Source organism: Paenibacillus sp. LjRoot153, assembly GCF_964253085.1.
GTDB lineage: Bacteria > Bacillota > Bacilli > Paenibacillales > NBRC-103111 > Paenibacillus_E.
In genome coordinates this window covers 3,533,749-3,555,314 of sequence record NZ_CAXUQH020000001.1, presented here as the reverse complement: position 1 = coordinate 3,555,314, position 21,566 = coordinate 3,533,749, and the positions used below count along the sequence as shown (strand labels likewise).

Here is a 21,566-nt window from a genome sequence, read left to right as displayed (position 1 = left end):
TCTACAACACCTCATTCATATATAATCCGAGCACAGCAAGCACTAGACCTACAACCCAGAAAGTAATTACGACTCGCCACTCAGACCATCCAACCAACTCAAAGTGATGATGGATCGGACTCATTTTGAACACGCGTTTCTTCCTTGTTTTGAAAGAAACAACTTGGATGACAACAGATAGGATTTCAACTAAGAAAACTCCGCCAATAATAGCAAGAAGTAATTCTGCTTTCGTTAAGATGGCAACGGCCACAAGCCCACCACCGATTCCCAAAGAGCCGGTGTCACCCATAAATACTTTGGCAGGATGCGCATTGAAGACGAGGAACCCGAGTACGGCACCAACCATCGCCGCTGAGAAGATGGCAGCTTCTGGCTGTGTATTATTCATAGCAATAATGGTGTAAGCCCCAAATGCAATTGCACTTGTCCCCGCTAATAAGCCGTCCAAGCCATCTGTAAAGTTAACCGCATTCGAAGCGCCTAGCATCAAAATGGCCATTAACGGGAAATACAACCAACCCGCATTCATATGATACGAAACGAACGGTACATAAATATCAGTGCTATGTCCTTGCATAACGAGTAAATAACAGACAATGGCTGAAATCAATAATTGACCAAAAAGCTTTTGCTTTGCTGTAAGTCCCAATGAACGCTTAAAAATAATTTTGATATAGTCATCAAGGAATCCAACAAGTCCGTAACCTAATGAAGCTAATAATAAAATGAGTAAATCTGTATTTTTGTCAGCAAAACGAAGTGTTGCCAAAGAAAGGGCGAGTAAAATTATAACGCCGCCCATCGTTGGTGTTCCTTGTTTTTTGAGATGCCCCTGCGGGCCATCCTCACGAATTTGCTGACCAAATTTCATACGTCGTAAAATAGGTATACATAATGGCCCCATGATTAGCGCAAGCACAAATGCCACACCCATTGTTAATAATACTGCGTTTTCCACGTTGGTTCCCCCTGCTCATTTCCGTCACTCTATTTCATAAATTGCAATCTATTACGCTAATAAGCTTTGGACAACATGCTCGAGACGCATCCCTCGCGACCCCTTCACGAGCACGAGATCCTCGGCGCTTGCGAGAGCTGCGAGCTCATCCGCGAGCTGCGCCTTATCGTCGTAGGCGCGCACCTGCGCCTGCGGGAACCGCTTCGTCGCTTCATCCGCGATGAAGCGGCCGAGACGCCCGAACGTGAAGACGTAGTCTACACGTTCCGGCGACAGCATCGCACCAATGCCGCGATGGAACTGCTCTTCGTGCTCGCCAAGCTCCAGCATGTCGCCGAGCACGAGGAACTTCCGACCGAAGCCGCTCAGCTGCTCGGTCAAGGCAATCGCCGCCCGCATGGAGGCGGGGCTGGCGTTGTACGCATCGTTAAGCACGGTCAGCCCAGAGGCTGCCGTGAGCTTCTCGATGCGCATGCTTGTCATCTGCAGCGCGCGAAGCCCCGCTGCAACGGCACTTGGCGTGACGCTGAAGGCCTCGCCGACGGCAATGGCCGCGAGCGAGTTCACGACGTTATGCGTGCCAAGCAAGGGAACAAACAATTCCGCGTACCCAGGAGAATTGATGGTGAAGTAAGCCCCTTCCGCATCCATGCGGATATCCGTTGGGTAACGATCATTATCGTGTCCTTGGCCGAAACGAATACGACGCAAGCCCTCTGGCAGATCCAACTCGCCCAGTGCTTGTTCAATTAACGGCTCATCCCCGTTATAAATGATCAAGCTGCCACTCGGCATGCCGGTAACAATCTCCGCTTTCGCACGGGCGATCTCATCTCTAGAACCAAGTTGAAGCATATGCGACTCACCAATCATGGTGATGATTGCGGCTTCCGGCTCAGCAATTTCAGACAATAAAGCAATTTCGCCACGTCCACTCATGCCCATTTCGACGACTGCAAATTGCGTCGTTTCTTCAAGAAGAAGGAGCGTAAGCGGTAAACCAATATGGTTATTCAGGTTTCCCTTTGTTTTATGAACCTCGTAAGTGCTTCCTAGGACAGCTGCAACCAAATCTTTGGTCGTCGTCTTCCCATTACTTCCTGTTATGCCGATGATTCGCACAGAGAGCTCTTTGCGATAAGCTTTTGCCAACCCCTGAAGCGCTGCAAGTGTATCCTCGACTTGAATGTAAGGGATACCGCTTGGCACCGTACCGTGGTCATCTTGCCAGAGAATAGCCGCAGCCCCTTTCTGATAAGCATCTTCCGCATACTGGTGACCATCAAAATTCTCTCCGATAAGCGGGATAAACAGACTGCCAGCTTGAATCGAACGTGTATCTGTAGATACTCCTTTAATCAAAATGTCACCATAAACACCAGACACCTCGCTGTGGAGCATCGTTGCTATTTGACCTAATGTACGTTGAATCACTGTGTTCTCCCCCTTATCGCAGCCTTAGCCACCAAACGATCGTCGAAATCATGCTTGACACCCATGATATCCTGATACGTTTCGTGGCCTTTTCCCGCTATCAATATTACATCTTTAGGGCCTGCCTCTTCAATAGCCTTTTGTATCGCTTTTTTACGATCAGCTAGTAAAATGTACTGATTTTCTGGGTAATGGACATCCTTAAGCCCCGGCTCGATATCTGCCAAAATGGCTTCAGGATCTTCCGTCCGAGGATTGTCAGACGTCACAAACACATAGTCACTATAGTGTGCTGCAACTTTCCCCATGATTGGACGTTTTGTTCTATCACGATCACCGCCACAACCGAAAACGGTAATAATCTTACCCTCCGCGAATTCACTTACCGTAGAAAGAGCATTCTCTAAACCATCCGGCGTATGTGCATAGTCGACCAACACCAAATAATCCTGACCCTCGTTGACAACTTCCATTCTGCCTTCCACTACAGCGATACGCTCTAAACTAATACGGATGGCCTCCAAGGGAATCCCTTCTGCTAACGCCGCAGCGATTGCCCCCAGCACATTATACACATTGAATTTCCCTACCAATTGCATGCGAAAGAAAGCTTCCCCTGCAAAGGAATGCAGCTGAAATTCCGTCCCCTGTGAAGTCATCCGAATATCGGAGGCCCGCACATCACAATCGTTTTCGATACCATACGTAATGACTTGTGCAGCTGTCAAGCGATGAAAAGTCTGTGAAGCCTCATCATCAGCATTAAGAATAGCATACTGGCGAGCATTCGGATCCTTTGAGAAGCCATTGCCAAGTCGAGAGAATAGCAATCCTTTCGCTGCCGCATAGCCTTCCATCGTTTTGTGATAATCCAAATGATCCTGTGTCAAATTCGTAAAAATACCTGAACGGAATTGAATCCCCTTCACTCTTCCCATATCTAGACCATGAGAAGAGACCTCCATAATACAATAATCGGTCCCTGCATCAGCCATTTTTCTTAGAATACGTTGGAGTTCCAAAGCTTCCTGTGTATTCGTGGCTTTATTTTCTATGTATTCATCACCAATTTTGATATGGATATTGCCCATTAACCCTGTCGCATAGCCTTGATCCGCGATGATTTTCTCCAATAAATACGTAGAGGTTGTTTTACCGTTCGTTCCCGTAATACCGATAATCTTGAGTTCTTTGCTGGGATATCCGAAGAAATGGGCGGAAAGCGCCGCCATCGCATATCTGGCATCTTTTACAACGAGTTGAGGGACAGGTACGTCCAGCACTCTTTCCGTAACAAGCGCAGAAGCCCCGAGCTCAATCGCTTTGGGGGCATAGTCGTGGCCATCAGCTGTCAATCCAGGGATACAAAGAAACAAATCCCCTTTTTTTATTTTACGAGAGTCTGCCTCAATTCCCGTGATCTCCGTGTCTTTATCGCCATGTATATCGGTAATGAGCAGTGCGGAAGCAAGCTCCTGCAGTTTCATAAGCAACCCTCTCTTCCTTGATTTCCCTATCTATTATGGACAATTTTATGCGAGTAGAAAAGCCAAACATGTCTTCTTTGTAATTCTTTTTTTATTTCTGTGAGAATCCCTACTTCTCAGGATCAACATCTGATAAGAAAATACGTATGGTTGAGCCTTGATCAACACGTGACCCGGCTTTAGGTGCTTGAGAGATGACATACTTCCCATTCCCTGATTTGGCCAACTTAAAATTCATGTTCAGGTCTTCTAATATATCATCAACTGACGCTCCAACCAAGTCCGGAACTTCAACAACTGGAATTTCACCGTAGCGATATTCTTTATCAAGTTGATTTTTGTCTGGTTCAACCTTCATGTAACGCAGGGCATCGGCCATGATATCTCTGACTAAAGGAGCTGCAATCAAGCCTCCGAATTGAATGCCTTTCGGATCATCCACAGCCGCATAAACAACAATCTTCGGATTATCCGCTGGCGCAAAGCCAATGAATGACACGATATGCTCATCAGGTGAATAACGTCCATTGATAACCTTCTGGGCTGTTCCTGTTTTTCCGCCGACACGGTAGCCGTCAATAAATGCATTGCGACCTGTCCCCTTTGCAACAACGCTCTCCAGCGCTTCACGAACTTGTCTGGACGTATCCTCCGAGATGACATTTCGGACTAACTCTGGCTCAACAACATCGACAACTTCACCCGTATCTGGATTGGAAAAGGATTTGGCAACATATGGCTTAAATAGCTTGCCGCCATTGATCGCTGCAGAGACCGCGGTAATTTGCTGGATTGGTGTAACCGAAACCCCTTGACCGAAAGCTGTTGTTGCCAACTCCACTGGACCTACTTGCGATGGTTTGAACATAATCCCATTCTCTTCACCGCCAAGATCAATACCTGTCTTTTTACCAAAACCAAATCGTGAAATATAGTCAAACAATTTTTCTTTCCCTAATCGCTGTCCCATCACGACGAACCCCGGGTTACATGAATTTTGAACAACTTGCAGCATCGTTTCACTGCCATGTCCACCACGTTTCCAGCACCGCAACCGTGCGCCCCCAACTTCAATTGCCCCTGGGTCAAAGAACTGCTCATTCTTTAGATCTACTTTCTTTTCTTCCAGTGCTGCGGCTAGCGTAATAATCTTGAATGTAGACCCTGGCTCATACGTTTTCCAAATCGGTAAATTGCGGTTATAGGTTTCGGCTGGGGACTCCATATATTTGCTAGGATCATATGTGGGACGGCTGCCCATCGATAAGATTTCGCCGGTATTCGGATCCATCATAATTGCAATGACATTCTGCGCTTGATATTGCACCATCGCTTGGTCCAACGAACGTTCCATTACCGATTGCAAATGGCTGTCAATGGTTAACTTTACATTCAACCCGTCTTTTGGCGGTGTGTAGGTATCCGTTGTGCCAGCTAATTTCCGGCCAGCCGCATCTGTCATATAGGCAATATTTCCTGCCAGGCCTGTCAGTTGTGAGTTGTATTTTGACTCAATCCCCGTTAGCCCTTTATCGATCCCTGCGAAGCCAAGAATATGTGCAGCAAGCGAACCATAAGGATAATATCGTTTATTATCTTCCGCTACAACGATACCTGGTAATTCTAGTTTTCTAACCTCTTGCGCCTTCTCAATCGAAATTTTACGACCAGAAGGTCTTATATTGTTTTGCGAGGTTTTTTTGGTAATTTGTTTGTAAATATCTTCTTCATTGCCTTCTAGCACTTCTGCAAGCTTAGCAGCTGTACCACGGGCATCTTGAATTTGCACGGGAATGGCAATAATCGTGGGCGTACTCATACTATACGTTAAAGTCAACCCGTTTCGGTCTTGGATTTCCCCTCGTTTAGGTGCGAAAGCAATCTCTCTTCGCCAACTATCTTCCGCCTTTTTCGCGAGGTCTTGTCCAATCCAAAGTTGAACATAGGCTAAACGGATGATAAGTGCTGTAAAGATGACAGTTCCAATGATTATCGCCGTAAACAATCTGCGACGAACGGTAACGTTAGAAGCCCGCATGTACGTTCAGTCTCCCTTCCCACTATTGTCATGTTCATTCCTAACATGACTATTCGGGACAAACAGGGGTTAGAACAAGCTGTTCACTAACGTTGCTTATTTGCTGTCGTTCGTTGTGTCTCCGTTTTGGAGGTAGGCGTAGGTGACGACGCAAGTGAACCTGTAGGCGTTGCAACAGGGGTTGATTCGCTTGCAGCGTCTGTTTTATCACTTAACGCCTTAAGTTGCAGCGTAACTCCTCGACCTTCTCCAGCAGCAGTTTGCTCAGATACATAGCCTTCCCCTGAGGTTTGACAATCAATTTTGAAGAAGGAACATGTCTCTACGGCATCTCGCAGAGATTTGCCAACTAGATTCGGAAGCGGCATTTCCTCGACTGGTTGCATCGCCACGTAAATATGCTGGGTTGATAAAATTTGAGTGCCCGCCTTCGGGAACTGATCAACTACTTTCTCACCTTTACCAAACACTTCAAGTGATAGCCCAATGTCTTTGGCAGTATCTTTCGCGCTGGTAGAAGTAATATCTAACAAGTTCGGAACATTGAGACGATTCGCTTCTTTGGTGATCGTTTTCGGCTTTTTACTCGATGCTACGCCCATGTATTGCAAAGACTCACCCACGATTTCTTTGAAAGCAGGCGCTAGAACCTGTCCGCCTAAATGATAGTTTCCGCCAAGATCAGGCTGATCTGCGATAAGTGTAATTAGAATCCGTGGATCCTCTACTGGCGCATAGCCAATAAATGAGATTACCCACGTATCGGATGAGTACGTTTTTTCACCAGGAAGTACGATATTCGCTGTCCCTGTTTTGGCTGCTATTCGATAATCCTCCATATAGGCAAGTTTACCAGTCCCTACTTCTTGGTCGGATACGACTTGCTCTAAATAACCACTTACTTGCGTTGCCGTTTGCGGACTCACAACTTGTCGGATTACTTGGGGTTCATATGCCGTGATTACTTTACCTGTTTTAGGATCAAGAATGTCCTTGACAATGTGCGGCCACATCAATTTACCACCATTCGCAATGGCTGCATAAGCAGCAGTTTGTTGGATGGCCGTCACAACGACTTTCCCTTGCCCGTAGGTTGCCGTTGCGTACTCAGACGGATATTTCATGTCAATGAGCCCTTTAACTTCTCCAGGCATATCGATGTTCGTTTTTTGATCAAATCCAAACTTATTAATATAATCGCGTAATTTATTCTGCGTTAACTTCTCAATTCCCAGCTTTACAAAAGCAACGTTACTAGACCTCTTCAGACCTTCTAAGAAGGTGATTTTCCCCCAACCGACTAGATTGTGGTCATGGAGAATGCGATCCGAGACTTTAATCGAACCCGATTGATAGGTTTCTGTCGGATTAAACAATCCCTCTTCCACAGCTCCTGCAAGGGTCACTAACTTAAAAGTAGATCCAGGTTCATATCGGGAAGCGACGGCGCCATTTCTAAAATCTTTCTGTGGATCATAATTCCAATACGTATTCGGATTAAAGTTTGGCGTATTCGCCATCCCAAGAATTTCCATCGTTTTCGGATCAACCGCGATCGCAGTCAAGCTCTTCGGATGCCATTTGTCGTTAACTTTGGCTAACGCGTTCTCTAAATAAAACTGTATGTTCTTGTCGATAGTAAGTCTAACATTATTTCCGTCTTCCGCTGGTTTAAAGTTGACTTTTGCATCGGGAAGTTCTACACCTTTACCATCCTTTTCATAACTTAACATCCCTGGAACACCCTTAAGTGTATCGTTTAAATTCAGCTCCAAGCCAAGCGCTGCTTCACCTTCTTTGTTGGTATACCCTAGAATATGAGATGCCAACGTTTCACCCGGATAGTATCTCTTTTCATCTTCAAGAATCGAAATCCCTACGCTCGCTCTAGTCCCCAACTTGAGCTTCGTTTGTAGATTAGTAATGAGCATGCGAACTTGATCCGCCTTCTCTTTATCAATCTTCCAACCTTCGTTGCGCACTTCTACATTGGCAGCGAAGTCTGTCCCATCAAGATTTTTTTTCGTTGCTCTTTCGCGAATCTTATTTACTAGCTCAGCGCGCTTCGCCTCAGATTCCTTCAAAATATCAGCCAGCCCCTGAGTCACATCCTCAGCAATGTGCAAAGCATCAATCACTTTCGGATTTAGGGCTATCGTATAAGCCGTTGCCTCTACAGCAAGCACCTTATCATTACGATCCAAGATCGAACCGCGTACGGGAGCCAGCACTTTATCCGTTTCCCATCTCTTCTCAGCCTTCTCTAGCAACCATGCTGCTTCTACGACCTGAATCCAATAGACTTTAACCATGAGGACAACAAAAAGAAGGGTGAAAAACCCTCCGAGTAGCAAAGAACGTAGCTTAATTTTTTTTGTCATATGAGTACCTGCCTGTTACGGTTTAGAAGCTGCTTTCGTACTTTTACCACTCGTTGTAGCTGTCGTTGTACTAGATTTCGCTTTCGTAGTTGTCGTCGTTTGAGCTACGGCATTACCTTGTTTCTCATCTTGTAAATTAAACCCGAGGCGTACGGCTTCCTCTTTTAAACGATCTGGACTTTGCAGCTTCTCAACTTCTTGCTTGAGCGCACTGTTCTGTGCTTGAATTTCACGGATTTCACCTTGCATTTTCAAAATATTCGCATTCATCTGATAGATCGCCGCAAACCGCCAAATGATCACGCCAGCAACAATAACACACAGAACAACTGTGAATAAGTAGAGCATTTTCTCTTGTGCAGGCAATGAGGAATTTCGATAAACAACCTTGGTAGTTTCTTTTATCTTAACACGCTGCCCAGGATTCGGTTTACGTTTCGGATCAAGTGCCAAATTGCCTTGAATATATGATGCCATCGCTTATTCCTCCCTTGGTCAAAGCTTTTCTGCAATTCTTAATTTCGCCGATCTTGCTCTTTGATTGACTTCTAATTCATGTTCACTAGGTAGAATTGGTTTACGTGTAACGAGCTTCAAATCTCCAGCCTTATCACAAACACACATTGGAAAAGCTGGCGGGCACGTACATTTCTCCACATTTTTCACAAAAAATTGTTTACAAATGCGATCCTCCAAGGAGTGAAACGTAATGACTGCAATGCGACCCTGTGGCGCTAAACAGTTAAGTGATTGCTGAAGCGCTTCTTCAAACGCGCCTAGCTCGTCGTTCACTGCAATTCGTAATGCTTGGAAGCTGCGTTTGGCCGGGTGTCCCCCTGTCCGCCTTGCGGCAGCTGGGATACCCTCTTTGATCAATTCCACGAGTTCACCCGTTGTTTCAATCGTTTTCTTCTCTCTCGCTTCTACAATGACACCCGCAATTCGTCTTGAGAACTTCTCTTCCCCATATTCGAATAAAACTTTAGCAATTTTGTCAGCAGGCCATTCATTGACGATCGTTTTGGCGGTGAGCAGCGTATCCCGGTCCATTCTCATATCAAGCTCGGCATCATGGTTGTAACTGAATCCGCGATCACCATCATCCAACTGCGGAGAAGATACGCCTAGATCGAACAAAATGCCATCAACCTGGGGTCTGCCATCCTTCATAACTTTGGGTACACCACGTAGTACATGCTCGATTTCTCTGAAGTTGCTTTTGATAATTGCTACGCGATCTAGATAGGGTGCAAGCACCGTTTGCGCATTGGCTAAGGCAACATCATCTTGATCAAGGGCAATAAGCAACCCTTCTGGTCCTAGTTTGGAAGCGATCAGCGAGCTATGGCCCGCACCACCCATTGTACAATCCACGTAAACGCCATCTGGTTTTATATGTAAACCTTCTACAGATTCTTCTTTAAGTACAGTCACATGATGAAACACTCGTTGTCCTCCTAAAAGTTTTGCCTTGGCAAAACTATCTTCGTAAGCATAATCTTAGTTTTGCTTAAGCAAAACTAAACTCAAAATTTCTATAAATCAAAATTAAAATCGACCAGCTTCTCCGCTATTTCATTGAATGACTGTTCAGACTCATTGGCATAGCTTTCCCAAACTTGCTTACTCCAAATCTCCACACGATTAGAAACACCGATTACGACACAATCTTTCTCTAACTTGGCATGGTCGACGAGATTGCTTGGAATGTTGGCTCTCCCTTGCTTATCAAGCTCACACTCTGTTGCACCGGAGAAGAAAAACCGGGTAAAAGCACGTGCATCTGACTTCATTAATGGCAATGCTTTCAGCTTCTGTTCGAGAATTAACCATTCGGATTGCGGGTATACAAATAAGCACTGATCCAAACCACGGGTGATGACAAAAGCTTCGCCAAGGGCTTCACGAAATTTTGCCGGAATAATCATTCGGCCTTTCTCGTCAATGCTATGTTGATATTCACCCATAAACATAGCATCAAGCCCCCCTTTCCCTCCACTTTGTACCACTTTTCACCACATTTGAATCAATATTCGCTAAAAATAAAAGAAATCCTGCTTAGTTAGCAGGATTAATTAAATTTATTTCATTATTTGGGTCTATTCTGTGCCTTTTGTTCCTTGTTCCGTATCTTCAAGTGTATTTTCAGTTACTTGTTGCTCCTTCAGCTGTAAGCGCAATTCCTTCAATTGCTGGTTCCGCTTGCGTCTGTATACCCAAATCGGGATGGCAATGAGGAGTAAAATCACCAGAACTGGCACCGCGGCTGCTAGGAAAACAAGGACACCTTGAAGCACTGCGACTAGGACATTCAGGCTAGAGCCCCATGCTTTTTCAACGCGCTCCGCTAAAGTTAGTTCATTCGGGTCAGATAGCAACGGTTTTTTACCCGTTTGTTGATACATGCGCAGCTCGATGGTGGAATACGAAACATTTTGATCCAAATAACGCATTCTGCCTTTGATTTGCTCAATCGCCTCTTGTACCTTGGCTAGCTCATTAGAAAACGCTAGTAAATCATCCGTCTTCGATGCTTTCTCCATAAAGCTTAGCAACCTGGCCTCAACTAGCTGTTTGGCCGTCAGACGAGAGCTAAGATCCACATACTCTTCCGTTACATCCTGCCCTTGTACATTTCTTTGGAGCGAAGGGCTTATCTTTTCTAGGCCATCCAGCATGGATACAAAACCATTCGCAGCGACTTTAATCGTATACGTCCCGCCCTTTTCACCTGTATTCGCACTCTCTGAAAACTGCAAGATATAAGCACCGCTTAATGCAACGAGATCCCGCAGCTGGGTTTGAGCTTTGCTATAGTCTTCAACTGGCATCACGAGATTAGCCCGATAAATGAGTTTGCGATTAAAACCAGCTTCTTGATCGTTTCCGCTAGCAGGCATCACAACATTTGGTGCAGCTGTCTTACCATCCACCGCAGGTGCTTTGGTCGTTGATTCCTTCGCCATTGCTGCTGGAGCGGCATTACTTGTGTTTACATCTTTGTTGGCAAATTGATCCGCTGTCGCACCTGACGTTTGTACACTGTTCATTTCACCTTTTGAATCTGCCATGGACGCGGCTTGTTCGCTCTTGGAGGAGGAACTACATCCTGCTAACACCCCCAACACCAACATACACATGACGATCATTAGCGCTAAGCTTGCTCTTGTCTTTATCCTCATTTCAACACGCCCCCAATTTCCATTTATAGGTTATACACCCTTCAAACGGAATGTTGAACTCGAAAGTTGCATGGAAACAACGCGGAATGAATAAAAGAGATAAAGATTTTTGTGACATATGGGATGGTTCAGTTTATTGGAGTGAAGCTTGAACGGGTGACGCGACTGTGATGTGGGGGTTCTTAGGAGTAGAGTATTGGTGGGGCTGTGGGTTCATCGGGCTCGGGTGCAGAGTTAGCTGGAAAAAATACAGTTATTTCAGTAAAATATCACTGAATTTTTGATTTAGATGTATTTTATGTAGTTAATTCTCCCCCATTGCTCAGCTTGACGAAAAACCCTGAAATTACCTGCTGAAAATCCAGTTAACACTATTAATTAGTCCATTTCCACTAAATTAGCTACACAAAATCCATCTATTCGCTCCAGACTCCTCACCTGCCACCTACCTCCCACCAACAACAAGCTCAAACAAAAATACCCTCCAATCCACATCCGTGGACTAAAGGGTATCTTTATCACTTCATATCACATCATGTATATTCTAGTGCTCATCCCAGCTATCTAAGTAAGCTTTTTGCTCATCTGAGAGAGCGTCTACACTCGTACCTAGGGACTCAAGCTTAAAGCGAGCAACTTGCTCATCCAATACATAAGGAACATTGACAACTGTATTGCCTAAGGATTGATAAGTATCATTCACATGTTTCAAGGACATCGCTTGAAGCGCAAACGTCATATCCATGATTTCTGCCGGATGACCGTCCCCAGCAGCAAGGTTAACTAAGCGGCCTTCAGCTAAGATATACACTTTGCGACCATCCGTTAGTTGATACTCTTCAATGTTACGTCGAACTGTACGCTTGGAGGAAGACAATGCCTCTAGCTCAGGTTTGTTCACTTCAACATCAAAATGACCCGCGTTCGATAGAATCGCGCCATCTTTCATCACTTTGTAGTGTTCGCCACGGATGACATCGCGGTTACCTGTAACGGTAACGAAAAAATCTCCCAATTTCGCAGCTTCAATCATCGGCATAACAGCGAAACCATCCATATACGCCTCAACACCTTTTATCGCATCAATTTCAGTTACGATTACGTTAGCGCCTAAGCCTTTAGCACGCATAGCCACACCTTTACCACACCAGCCGTAGCCAACTACAACTACGGTTTTACCTGCAACCACCAGGTTTGTTGTACGGTTGATGCCATCCCAAACGGATTGACCTGTTCCATAACGGTTGTCAAACAAGTATTTACAGTATGCATCATTAACAGCAACCATTGGGAAACCAAGCTTCCCTTCTTTCTCCATCGCTTTCAAGCGAAGAATACCTGTTGTTGTTTCTTCTGCACCACCGCGCACATTAACCGCCAAATCCTTACGCTCGGAGTGAAGAAGTGATACTAAGTCGCCACCGTCATCAATAATGAGATCTGGTTTGGATTCCAATGATTTTATAAGAAGCTCTTTGTATTCTTCAGGACTCGGATTGTATTTTGCAAATACAGTGATTCCATCTTCAACAAGCGCCGCGCATACATCATCTTGCGTGGAAAGTGGGTTACTACCCGTGATGGTAACTTCAGCTCCACCAGCTTTAACAACCTTCGCTAAGTAAGCTGTTTTAGCTTCCAAATGCAAGGAGATTGTTACTTTCAAACCCTTGAAAGGCTGTTCTTTCTCAAATTGCTCACGAATTCGATTCAAAACAGGCATATGCGCCTGAACCCAATCAATTTTCAAATGACCATCCGGTGCTAGCGCCATGTCAGTTACAATACTGTTTGTTGCAGTTGTCATCTTCGTTCCTCCTACAAATAATAGATACGATGCATGCCGTCTACGGGTATTGGCGTCTCAAGCAAATGATGCAGCCAAACATTCCCATAACGATTCAGATAAGCACACCCATTATACACTCTTTCTTGGGGCTTGGCTAACGGAAAAATAGTTAGTCGAACACGGTCCAACTGACGGATCGCTGCTTCGAATTGTGTATGTGACGCTTCGCTTGCCTTATGATGCAAATAATCGATCTGTTCCACGATTTTAGCCAGATTTGTATCTCCCAGCTTTTTGACACCAGGATTAATCCCACTTAGAGATTCAACAAGAGGTGCGTAGGTGCTAAGGAACGACTCCTTAACGGCTTCAAATCGTTCATTAAGCTGAAGCGTATCTTGCGCATCCAACCAAGCTTGTTTCTTCTCATCAAATCGCTCTAAAACGTCTGTCAACGTGAGCTCATATTTGTCCATCTGCTTCTTTATCGTACCCTCAATCAAGGTGAATTCTAATCGCGGCACCACAATCGGCATACGCATACGGAAATGCTCGAACGCTTGCTTCGTTAGCGCCCAATAAGCAATTTCCCCAGGGCCCAGCACTGTCGCCAGAACAGGAAACAAGTATTCCTGCATGAGCGGCCGAGACATGACATTATTACTCAGCTGTTCCGGTGTTGACATCGCTTTATCACGAAGTCCCGCCTTCGTGTAACTAACTGTTTTTTTCTTATCCGTAAATTGCTCACCCTCACGGTGGAGCAGCAACCTCGCACCTTCGGCAAAAACAAAGAGGTTCGCAGCATCCTCATGGATTTCGGCTTGAATCCCATAACCCGCTTGACTGACTTCAGCTTGACTGTGCATTAAGGATGCGGTAAATGACTCATTCTGCTCCACCATGTCTTCGAACATAGTTGACTCTAGTGCACGAACCGAAGGCTCATCCGCATCAATTAAGACAAGCCCATACTCGCCAAACAGCATCGCCATCCAACGAGCAAAAGCATCGGAAAGCGTCGCTCCATCTTCTGCAGCTGAACGCATTTTATCTAACAAGGACGCTTTGAATTCCGTATCCATTAACGATTGATCCAACTTATGCAATGCCTCTTCCCACGCCTCAGAGGACAGTGGCAAGCGACTCACGGACGTTCTTATACCTGTAGGATGCTCCACCTTCAGCTTCTCAATCTGCTGCGTATTCGAAAGAACATGGACGTGATTGACTTCATCGAAGTCGTGATCCTCACCAGCAATCCAGAAAATCGGGACGACTGCGCGTTGCAGCTTGGTACGCCACTCCCGAGCCAATTGAATAATCGTGATGGCTTTATATAGAATCATCAACTGTCCGCCAAACAATCCCGCTTGTTGACCACCAACGATCACTAGCGTTTGCTGATCACTTAGAGCTGCTATATGCTCGAAAGCTACTTCCGTATTCCCTACACGTCTATTATAGGCTTCTAGCGCCTCTACAAGCCGCTCACGATGGACATGCGGGGCATCTTTAGCACCGTCCAGCCAATCGACACGAGCTTGCCAATCTTCCACGTTTCCAAAATGATAAGGGAACAAAGACTTCGCGTTTCCTTTACCTGTTATATAATCTTCTGCCAATGTCTGATTTTTCTTCCAATGAAAAGTTTCCATTTGCATATGCGACTAGTGTCTCCTCTTCATAACAAATAAAACAACTATCCTTTGATTGTACACGGTAGGCCTGAAATCGTCAAAACTGTATTTTTTCTAATTACAATTATGCAGCGATTAGGTTAACGAGAAAAAGCCGCCCCTATCGGGACGGCTAGGCTTATTAGTATAAATGACAAGCAACGAAGTGATTCGGTTCCACTTCTTTGCTAGGCGGCATAGAATCTGCGCACTTTGCCATTGCTTGTGGACAACGTGTACGGAACGGACAACCACTTGGCGGATTGAGCGGACTCGGTACATCGCCTTGAAGAATGATACGTTCACGTGTACGCTCAACCTCAGGATCTGGAATCGGAATCGCAGAGAGAAGAGATTGCGTATACGGATGTAACGGTTTGGCATAAAGTGCATCAGATGTCGTAACCTCTACAAGGTTCCCTAGGTACATAACCCCGATACGGTCGGAGATGTGCTTCACCATCGCCAAATCATGCGCGATAAATAAGTAAGTTAAGCCCATTTCCTTTTGTAATCTTTTGAAAAGGTTAACGACTTGCGCTTGTACGGAAACGTCCAAAGCAGAAATCGGCTCATCCGCGATAATGAATTTCGGTTCAATCGCAAGCGCTCGGGCAATCCCGATACGTTGACGTTGACCACCGGAGAATTCATGCGGGAATCGGCTAGCATGCTCATCATTCAAACCAACTGCACGAAGCAATTCCATAACACGTTCTTTACGCTTTGCACCTTTGTATAAGCCATGGATATCAATACCTTCAGCGATGATATTCCCGACAGTCATACGCGGGTTCAGGGATGCGTAAGGATCTTGGAATACCATTTGCATATTCCGGTTGAATTCCTTCAACTTTTTCCCAGTCAGCTTATGAACATCTTCGCCATCGAAAATAACTTCGCCTTCCGTCGCGTCATATAGCTTAATGATGGTTCTTCCTGCTGTGGATTTCCCGCAACCGGATTCACCAACAAGACCAAACGTTTCACCACGTTTAATTTCTATTGAAAAGTTGTCAACGGCTTTCAAGATCTTGCCGTTTCCAAGATTGAAATGCTTCTTCATATTGCGAATTTGCAATATCGGTTGTTCAGACTTGGCCAATGTTTTAGACATGCCTATTACCTCCCACTCCTACAGGACGTTCAACCTTCGGCGCATCCGGGTGAAGCAACCAGCAAGCCGCTGAATGTGTTTCAGACAGCACGGAATGTGCCGGATCTTCTTCCAGACAGTGATTCATCGCATATGGACATCTAGCTGCGAAGGCACACCCTTTCGGCGGAGCGAACAAATCTGGAGGCGTACCAGGAATCGGTACAAGCTCTTCATTCGCGTTCGTATCCAACCGCGGCACTGAACGAAGTAAGCCCCATGTATATGGATGCTGCGGCTCATAGAATATTTCATCTACGGTACCTTGTTCAATAATTTTACCTGCATACATAACTACAACGCGTCCAGCCATGTCAGCAACAACACCAAGATCATGTGTAATCAAGATAATGGATGAGTCCGTTTCCACAGAGATCTTCTTCATCAAATCAATAATTTGAGCTTGAATCGTAACGTCTAGCGCTGTCGTCGGCTCATCAGCAATAAGAAGCTTTGGCGAACACGCAAGAGCGATCGCAATCATGACACGTTGGCGCATACCACCGGAGAGTTCGTGTGGATATTGATGAATACGACCTTCAGGCGAGTTGATACCAACTAGCTTGAGAATTTCAATCGCTCTTTCTCTTGCAGCGTTTTTACTTAAACCTTCGTGCTTGATCAAACCTTCCGTGATCTGATCACCGATTTTCATTGTTGGATTCAATGAAGTCATTGGATCCTGGAAAATCATACCCATTTCTGAGCCACGAATTTTCTCCATTTGTTTATTGGAAAGCTTAGTAATATCCACTTTTCCATCAAACATAATAGAGCCGCTTTTTATATAACTAGGCGGAGTAGGAATTAAACGCATGAGCGTTTGTGCCGTTACGGATTTACCGCAGCCGGATTCACCTACAATCGCCAACACTTCACCTTTTTTCAAAGAAAAAGATACGCCGCGAACAGCTTGAACTTCACCCGCATAAGTTTGGAATGAAACTCTCAAATCTTTCACTTCTAGTAAATTGTCTTTGGTGCTCATCATTATTCACCCCTTCTTACTTGCGCATTTTTGGATCTAGCGCATCACGAAGCCCATCGCCGAGTAGATTGAAGCTCAATAAGATTAAACTGAACACAATCGTCGGGAAAATAAGGCGATGCGGATATAACCGAATATAGTTAGCACCATCTGACAGCAAGTTACCTAGCGATGCCAGCGGTGGCTTTACACCTAGACCAATGAAACTCAAGAATGCTTCAGTAAAGATCGCAGATGGCACAACGAATGTGATCTGTACGATAATTATACCAAGTGCATTCGGGATCAAGCTACGCATAATTATTCTCATGGGAGAAGCTCCCAATGTACGAGAAGCCAGTACGAACTCTTGCTCTTTGAGTGTCAACATTTGTCCGCGAACAAGCCGCGCCATCGGTACCCACCCTGTGATACTGTAGGCGATAATAATGGACGATACCCCTGAGCCGATAACCATGATCAATAGAATGGCAATCAACAAGAACGGAATCGCATAGACAATTTCAATGGAGCGTTGCATAACTTCATCAACTTTTCCGCCGTAATAAGCAGAAATACCGCCGTAAATAACACCAACAATTAAGTCAATTAAAGCAGCTGTTATACCAATAAATAGGGAGATACGAGTACCCCACCATACCCTCGTCCAAACATCCCGACCGAAGTCATCCGTTCCAAAGAAGTGTGAACTGCTTGGTACCGCATTTTTAAGCTTTAAGTTTTGCGTCTGATAATCGTAGCTTGAAACAAATGGTACGATAATCGAAAGTACGATTAAAGTTACCAATATAATTAAGCCAGCCATAGCCAGTCTATTTTTCTTAAGTCGTCTCCATGCGTCCTGCCAATAATTAAGTGAAGGTCGTACAATAACTTCACCAGTTAGAGATTTATTTGAAACGGGAGCAAACTTGTAGTTAGTCTCTGTTGATTCATTTGGAGTTTGCATGAATTATTTCCCGCCTTTCCCAAGACGAATTCTAGGGTCTACTAAGCCATATACAACGTCAGTAATAAAGATAACGACAATCAAAATTGCTGAGTAAAATATAGTTAATCCAGAAATCATCGTATAATCATTCGAATATACAGATGACACAAAATGTTTACCCAAACCTGGTACACTAAAAATTTGTTCAACAACTAACGTACCTGTGATGACGTTTACAAATATTGGACCGATAATCGTGATAACCGGCAATATCGCATTACGAATTGTATGCTTAACTACAACTGTTATAGTTGACAAACCTTTTGATTTCGCTGTTTTAATATAATCTTGATTCAAAACGTCTAACATGGACGTACGCATTAACCGCGCCAAAATAGCAATTGTACCGAAGGACAAAGCAATAGCTGGTAAAACCTTGTATTCAGGGCCTTTCCATAAACCAGCAGGCAAAATCCCCCACTTCACCCCCACGTAATAAGAAAGCATTGGCCCAAGTACGAAGGATGGAATGGAAACACCTAGGATCGCAATGAACATAGCTGTGTAATCGCCAGCTTTATTATGTTTCAAGGCTGCAATAATCCCTAAAGTTAAACCAACAACAATTGCGATTACAATTGAAATTAATCCAAGTTCTAAGGATGAAGGGAAAGCTTGTTTGATAATATCAGTTACTTTGTGAGCAGGGAATTGAAAGGAAGCTCCTAGATCGCCATGGATGATATTGTTCATGAATGTCAAGTACTGTTCCCATAGTGGCTTATCTAGACCATATTGCTTCATCAACATATCTCTCGTAGCTTTCGGAATCTTCTCAGCGCCTTCTCCTAGTGGATTACCTGGCAAGTTTTTCATCAGTACGAAAGTAAATGTTGCAATTAGCCATAATGTAATAAGCGCATATAGGAAACGGCGAAGAATGAACTTAATCATATTGCTCCTCCTTTATTAAAATATAAGACAAGAAAGTTAGAAGAGGCCGCTCCCACGAGGTGCGAACGGCCCCTTCTGCTCTAAACTACTTTTAAAGATTACTTAACTGAAGCCCATTTCAATTCCCATTCTTGTCCAAACGAAGGAAGAATCAAACCGTTAATTGTTGCTTTTTTCAGGTACGCACGAGTACGGAAGTACAATGGAGCTACACCTTGATCATCCATAAGGATTTTCTCAGCTTCAACCAAAGCTTTAGCACGTTTCGTAGTATCTGTTTCTGTTTGAGCGGACTTCACAAGTTTATCGTACTCTGGATTGCTGTAGTCACCTTCATCAAACTCGCCGCCAGTTACCCACATATCCAAGAACGTCATTGGATCGTTGTAATCTGCGCCCCATAGGGAAAGAACGATGTCGAAATCTTTTTTGGAGGAAAGCTCGATACGCAATGCGTGAGGAACTGGGTTCGCTTCAGCTACGTAACCAAGGTTTTGTTTCCATTGTGCAAGGATGAACTCAAGTGATTTTTTCGCAGTTTCTGTATCATCCGCATTCACTTTCATTTTCGGAAGAGCTGTTAGACCAAGCTCTTTCAAACCTTCAGCAAGCAAAGTTTTTGCTTTAGCAGCATCGAACTTCGGTTGTGTTTCTCCAGCTGTTTTACGGAATTCACCGCCAGCACCGTCAGAAGTACCACCTGGTACAAGACCAGTGGAAGCAACGGAACCGTTAGCTAGAACTGTATCTACGTAAGCTTGACGATCGATTGCCATACCAAGTGCTTGACGAATCTTTTTGTTCGCAAGAGCTGGTTGTTTCTTCACTTGATACATCAAGTAGGAGTTCGTCAACTCTGGTTTTGGCAGGTTGTCCGGTTTACCTTTGTAAAGTGTTAATTGGTCACGGTTGATTTCAGTCAAATCAGCCGCATCTGTTTCATATAGGTTAAGGCCTGTATTTGTGTCTTTAACGATATTGACTGTTGCTTTTGTTAACTTCACATTTGCAGCATCCCAATATTTTTCATTTTTAACAAGTTCAAGTGTTTGGCCATGATCCCATTTGCTCAAAATGAACGGACCAGCACCGATAACTTTGTCAGCTTCAGCGCCATATTTGTCGCCAGCTTTAGTTACGAAATCTTCACGTTGCGGCAAGAAAGTTCCGAAAGCAAGCATTTGTGTAAAGAAGGCAACTGGTTTTTCAAGTGTGATTTGAAGTTGTTTGTCACTAAGAACTTTAACACCTAGAGCGTCTTGTGCTTTTTTAACTTCTTCAGGAGTTTTAGCTTTAGTAACAGCTTCTCCACCTTTAATCCATGCTACCACAAAGCTATATTGCCCTTTTGTAGCAGGATCCAATGTACGTTTGAAGGAATAAGCAAAATCTTGAGCTTTAACCGGCGTACCATCCGACCAGTTCGCATTGTCACGGATGTCGATCGTGTAAGTTAGACCATCTGCAGAAATTTTAGGGAAATCTTTTGCAAGACCAGGAGTTGCTTTACCATCTTTATCTGTACGATATAGACCTTCGTTAAATGCGCTAATGAAAGTAAAAGCAGCATTTGCTGTTGCCTTGGAGCTATCCATAACAGGCGGTTCAGCTGAGAAATTGATTTTAATTTCTTGCGGCTTGTTGGAAGCAGGAGCTGTTGTTCCTGTTGCTCCACCAGCTGGTGTTGTAGTTGGTGTTGTTTCCTCGTTCTTACCACAACCAACTGCTACGCTACCCATGAGCGTTAGTGCTACTGCTGTAGAAACCCATTTTGTCGTTTTCATAAAAACTCCTCCTTTAAAATATGTATGTCTAGACATCTATGGCTAGGTGTTTTGTCAGTTTTAATAACATGAACCTTACACCTTCAACCCGGAGATCAATGAAACCGCTTCTTTAATGTTATATAACATTACTTAAATCTCTGGTAAAAAAATTTACTAGAGTCTACGCAAGGAATTATAACATAAACGATGAGTTTGTCCACAATTAATTTACCTGCGACTAAATAACTGGTAAAAAAATTTACTCTCACGGTTTTTAATTATACAACCAACGGTCAATAAAATCTAGACGATTTTGTTTGTTATTTTCTACAAATCTCAAATAAATATTACAAACATCCACTTAATTATTCCCCATAATATCCAATTTCAGGTAACCACAAAGAAAACTATGTTGAAAAAAGGTAGTTTTTACCTATATGAACGAAAAATAGCAGAATATATAAGGCCGATAAGCCTACAAAGCTAAGTCGCCATACCAGCCTGCCTACTTTAATTAAATTAGTTTCCCCTTTCAAATGATTTTGATAACCACCTATGATACCAAAAGCAATTAATAAGATCAGAATAATTAACCAAAAACCAAATTGGGTATGAAAAAGTTTGTTCCACATTAAGGATACGGATCCTAGTAGAAACATAGTTGTGACATCCATAGTAAACCTCGTGGTCATCTTCTTATCCTTTAGAAATAGAAAGATGAGGAACCACACTAAAACAAAAGTGATAAATGGCGCTACCGCCAATATGGCATAAAAGGTAGATAATAGACTAACGAAACTATTCAGCAAAAAGTTTCACC

At 44.1% G+C, this 21,566-nt stretch carries 17 protein-coding genes; all 17 read right to left on the bottom strand.

Features of this window, described 5'->3' with window-relative positions:
• Position 1: 1 nt before the first annotated feature.
• Complete coding sequence (gene mraY, locus ACSQ8P_RS14840) at positions 2 to 937, bottom strand: phospho-N-acetylmuramoyl-pentapeptide-transferase (RefSeq protein ID WP_436239530.1); 936 nt, start codon at positions 935 to 937, stop codon at positions 2 to 4.
• A 75-nt stretch (positions 938 to 1,012) separates the two neighbouring features.
• A complete protein-coding gene (locus ACSQ8P_RS14835) occupies positions 1,013 to 2,395 on the bottom strand; it encodes a UDP-N-acetylmuramoyl-tripeptide--D-alanyl-D-alanine ligase (RefSeq protein WP_436235895.1) in 1,383 nt (460 codons plus the stop codon).
• Positions 2,392 to 3,882, bottom strand: coding sequence for a UDP-N-acetylmuramoyl-L-alanyl-D-glutamate--2,6-diaminopimelate ligase (locus ACSQ8P_RS14830; RefSeq protein ID WP_436235894.1), 1,491 nt, complete (start codon positions 3,880 to 3,882; stop codon positions 2,392 to 2,394). Before ACSQ8P_RS14830 ends, ACSQ8P_RS14835 begins: the two co-directional genes overlap by 4 nt.
• A 109-nt stretch (positions 3,883 to 3,991) precedes the next feature.
• Positions 3,992 to 5,920: a stage V sporulation protein D gene (locus ACSQ8P_RS14825; protein WP_436235893.1), complete on the bottom strand. Its 1,929-nt coding sequence runs from the start codon at positions 5,918 to 5,920 to the stop codon at positions 3,992 to 3,994.
• 86 nt (positions 5,921 to 6,006) lie between these two features.
• Positions 6,007 to 8,301 carry a penicillin-binding transpeptidase domain-containing protein gene (locus ACSQ8P_RS14820; RefSeq protein WP_436235892.1) on the bottom strand — a complete coding sequence of 765 codons (2,295 nt, stop codon included), beginning with the start codon at positions 8,299 to 8,301 and terminating at the stop codon, positions 6,007 to 6,009.
• A gap of 15 nt (positions 8,302 to 8,316) precedes the next feature.
• Positions 8,317 to 8,778, bottom strand: coding sequence for a cell division protein FtsL (gene ftsL2 / locus ACSQ8P_RS14815; protein ID WP_436235891.1), 462 nt, complete (start codon positions 8,776 to 8,778; stop codon positions 8,317 to 8,319).
• A gap of 18 nt (positions 8,779 to 8,796) precedes the next feature.
• Positions 8,797 to 9,747, bottom strand: coding sequence for a 16S rRNA (cytosine(1402)-N(4))-methyltransferase RsmH (rsmH, locus tag ACSQ8P_RS14810; protein ID WP_436235890.1), 951 nt, complete (start codon positions 9,745 to 9,747; stop codon positions 8,797 to 8,799).
• An 89-nt stretch (positions 9,748 to 9,836) separates the two neighbouring features.
• The gene (mraZ, locus tag ACSQ8P_RS14805) at positions 9,837 to 10,274 is read right to left on the bottom strand and encodes a division/cell wall cluster transcriptional repressor MraZ (protein ID WP_056612672.1); all 438 of its coding nucleotides are present in this window, start codon (positions 10,272 to 10,274) and stop codon (positions 9,837 to 9,839) included.
• A 126-nt stretch (positions 10,275 to 10,400) separates the two neighbouring features.
• Entirely contained in the window at positions 10,401 to 11,483 is a 1,083-nt protein-coding gene (locus tag ACSQ8P_RS14800) for a DUF4349 domain-containing protein (RefSeq protein ID WP_436235889.1), read from the bottom strand.
• Between the two features lie 544 nt (positions 11,484 to 12,027).
• Positions 12,028 to 13,290 carry an adenosylhomocysteinase gene (locus ACSQ8P_RS14795; RefSeq protein ID WP_436235888.1) on the bottom strand — a complete coding sequence of 421 codons (1,263 nt, stop codon included), beginning with the start codon at positions 13,288 to 13,290 and terminating at the stop codon, positions 12,028 to 12,030.
• 11 nt (positions 13,291 to 13,301) lie between these two features.
• Positions 13,302 to 14,936: a bacillithiol biosynthesis cysteine-adding enzyme BshC gene (bshC, locus tag ACSQ8P_RS14790; RefSeq protein WP_436235887.1), complete on the bottom strand. Its 1,635-nt coding sequence runs from the start codon at positions 14,934 to 14,936 to the stop codon at positions 13,302 to 13,304.
• A gap of 157 nt (positions 14,937 to 15,093) precedes the next feature.
• On the bottom strand, positions 15,094 to 16,068 hold the full coding sequence (locus tag ACSQ8P_RS14785; RefSeq protein WP_056609662.1) for an ABC transporter ATP-binding protein: 975 nt from the start codon (positions 16,066 to 16,068) through the stop codon (positions 15,094 to 15,096).
• A complete protein-coding gene (locus ACSQ8P_RS14780) occupies positions 16,061 to 17,095 on the bottom strand; it encodes an ABC transporter ATP-binding protein (protein WP_436235886.1) in 1,035 nt (344 codons plus the stop codon). The genes ACSQ8P_RS14785 and ACSQ8P_RS14780 overlap by 8 nt, the downstream gene beginning before the upstream one ends.
• A gap of 16 nt (positions 17,096 to 17,111) precedes the next feature.
• A complete protein-coding gene (locus ACSQ8P_RS14775; RefSeq protein WP_436235885.1) occupies positions 17,112 to 18,044 on the bottom strand; it encodes an ABC transporter permease in 933 nt (310 codons plus the stop codon).
• A 3-nt stretch (positions 18,045 to 18,047) separates the two neighbouring features.
• On the bottom strand, positions 18,048 to 18,980 hold the full coding sequence (locus ACSQ8P_RS14770) for an ABC transporter permease (protein ID WP_236287527.1): 933 nt from the start codon (positions 18,978 to 18,980) through the stop codon (positions 18,048 to 18,050).
• Positions 18,981 to 19,078: 98 nt separating this feature from the next.
• Entirely contained in the window at positions 19,079 to 20,764 is a 1,686-nt protein-coding gene (locus tag ACSQ8P_RS14765; RefSeq protein ID WP_436235884.1) for a peptide ABC transporter substrate-binding protein, read from the bottom strand.
• A 389-nt stretch (positions 20,765 to 21,153) separates the two neighbouring features.
• Complete coding sequence (locus ACSQ8P_RS14760; protein WP_436239529.1) at positions 21,154 to 21,510, bottom strand: DUF3397 family protein; 357 nt, start codon at positions 21,508 to 21,510, stop codon at positions 21,154 to 21,156.
• Between the last annotated feature and the right edge of the window lie 56 nt (positions 21,511 to 21,566).

Coding starts and splice junctions, on each gene's coding strand:
- mraZ (WP_056612672.1), bottom strand. CDS start 10,274: ATGTTTATGGGTGAATATCAACATAGCATTGACGAGAAAGGCCGAATG.
- ACSQ8P_RS14830 (WP_436235894.1), bottom strand. CDS start 3,882: ATGAAACTGCAGGAGCTTGCTTCCGCACTGCTCATTACCGATATACAT.
- ACSQ8P_RS14825 (WP_436235893.1), bottom strand. CDS start 5,920: ATGCGGGCTTCTAACGTTACCGTTCGTCGCAGATTGTTTACGGCGATA.
- bshC (WP_436235887.1), bottom strand. CDS start 14,936: ATGCAAATGGAAACTTTTCATTGGAAGAAAAATCAGACATTGGCAGAA.
- ACSQ8P_RS14775 (WP_436235885.1), bottom strand. CDS start 18,044: ATGCAAACTCCAAATGAATCAACAGAGACTAACTACAAGTTTGCTCCC.
- ACSQ8P_RS14785 (WP_056609662.1), bottom strand. CDS start 16,068: ATGTCTAAAACATTGGCCAAGTCTGAACAACCGATATTGCAAATTCGC.
- ACSQ8P_RS14780 (WP_436235886.1), bottom strand. CDS start 17,095: ATGAGCACCAAAGACAATTTACTAGAAGTGAAAGATTTGAGAGTTTCA.
- ACSQ8P_RS14770 (WP_236287527.1), bottom strand. CDS start 18,980: ATGATTAAGTTCATTCTTCGCCGTTTCCTATATGCGCTTATTACATTA.
- ACSQ8P_RS14795 (WP_436235888.1), bottom strand. CDS start 13,290: ATGACAACTGCAACAAACAGTATTGTAACTGACATGGCGCTAGCACCG.
- ACSQ8P_RS14820 (WP_436235892.1), bottom strand. CDS start 8,301: ATGACAAAAAAAATTAAGCTACGTTCTTTGCTACTCGGAGGGTTTTTC.
- ACSQ8P_RS14765 (WP_436235884.1), bottom strand. CDS start 20,764: ATGAAAACGACAAAATGGGTTTCTACAGCAGTAGCACTAACGCTCATG.
- ACSQ8P_RS14800 (WP_436235889.1), bottom strand. CDS start 11,483: ATGAGGATAAAGACAAGAGCAAGCTTAGCGCTAATGATCGTCATGTGT.
- mraY (WP_436239530.1), bottom strand. CDS start 937: ATGGGTGTGGCATTTGTGCTTGCGCTAATCATGGGGCCATTATGTATA.
- ftsL2 (WP_436235891.1), bottom strand. CDS start 8,778: ATGGCATCATATATTCAAGGCAATTTGGCACTTGATCCGAAACGTAAA.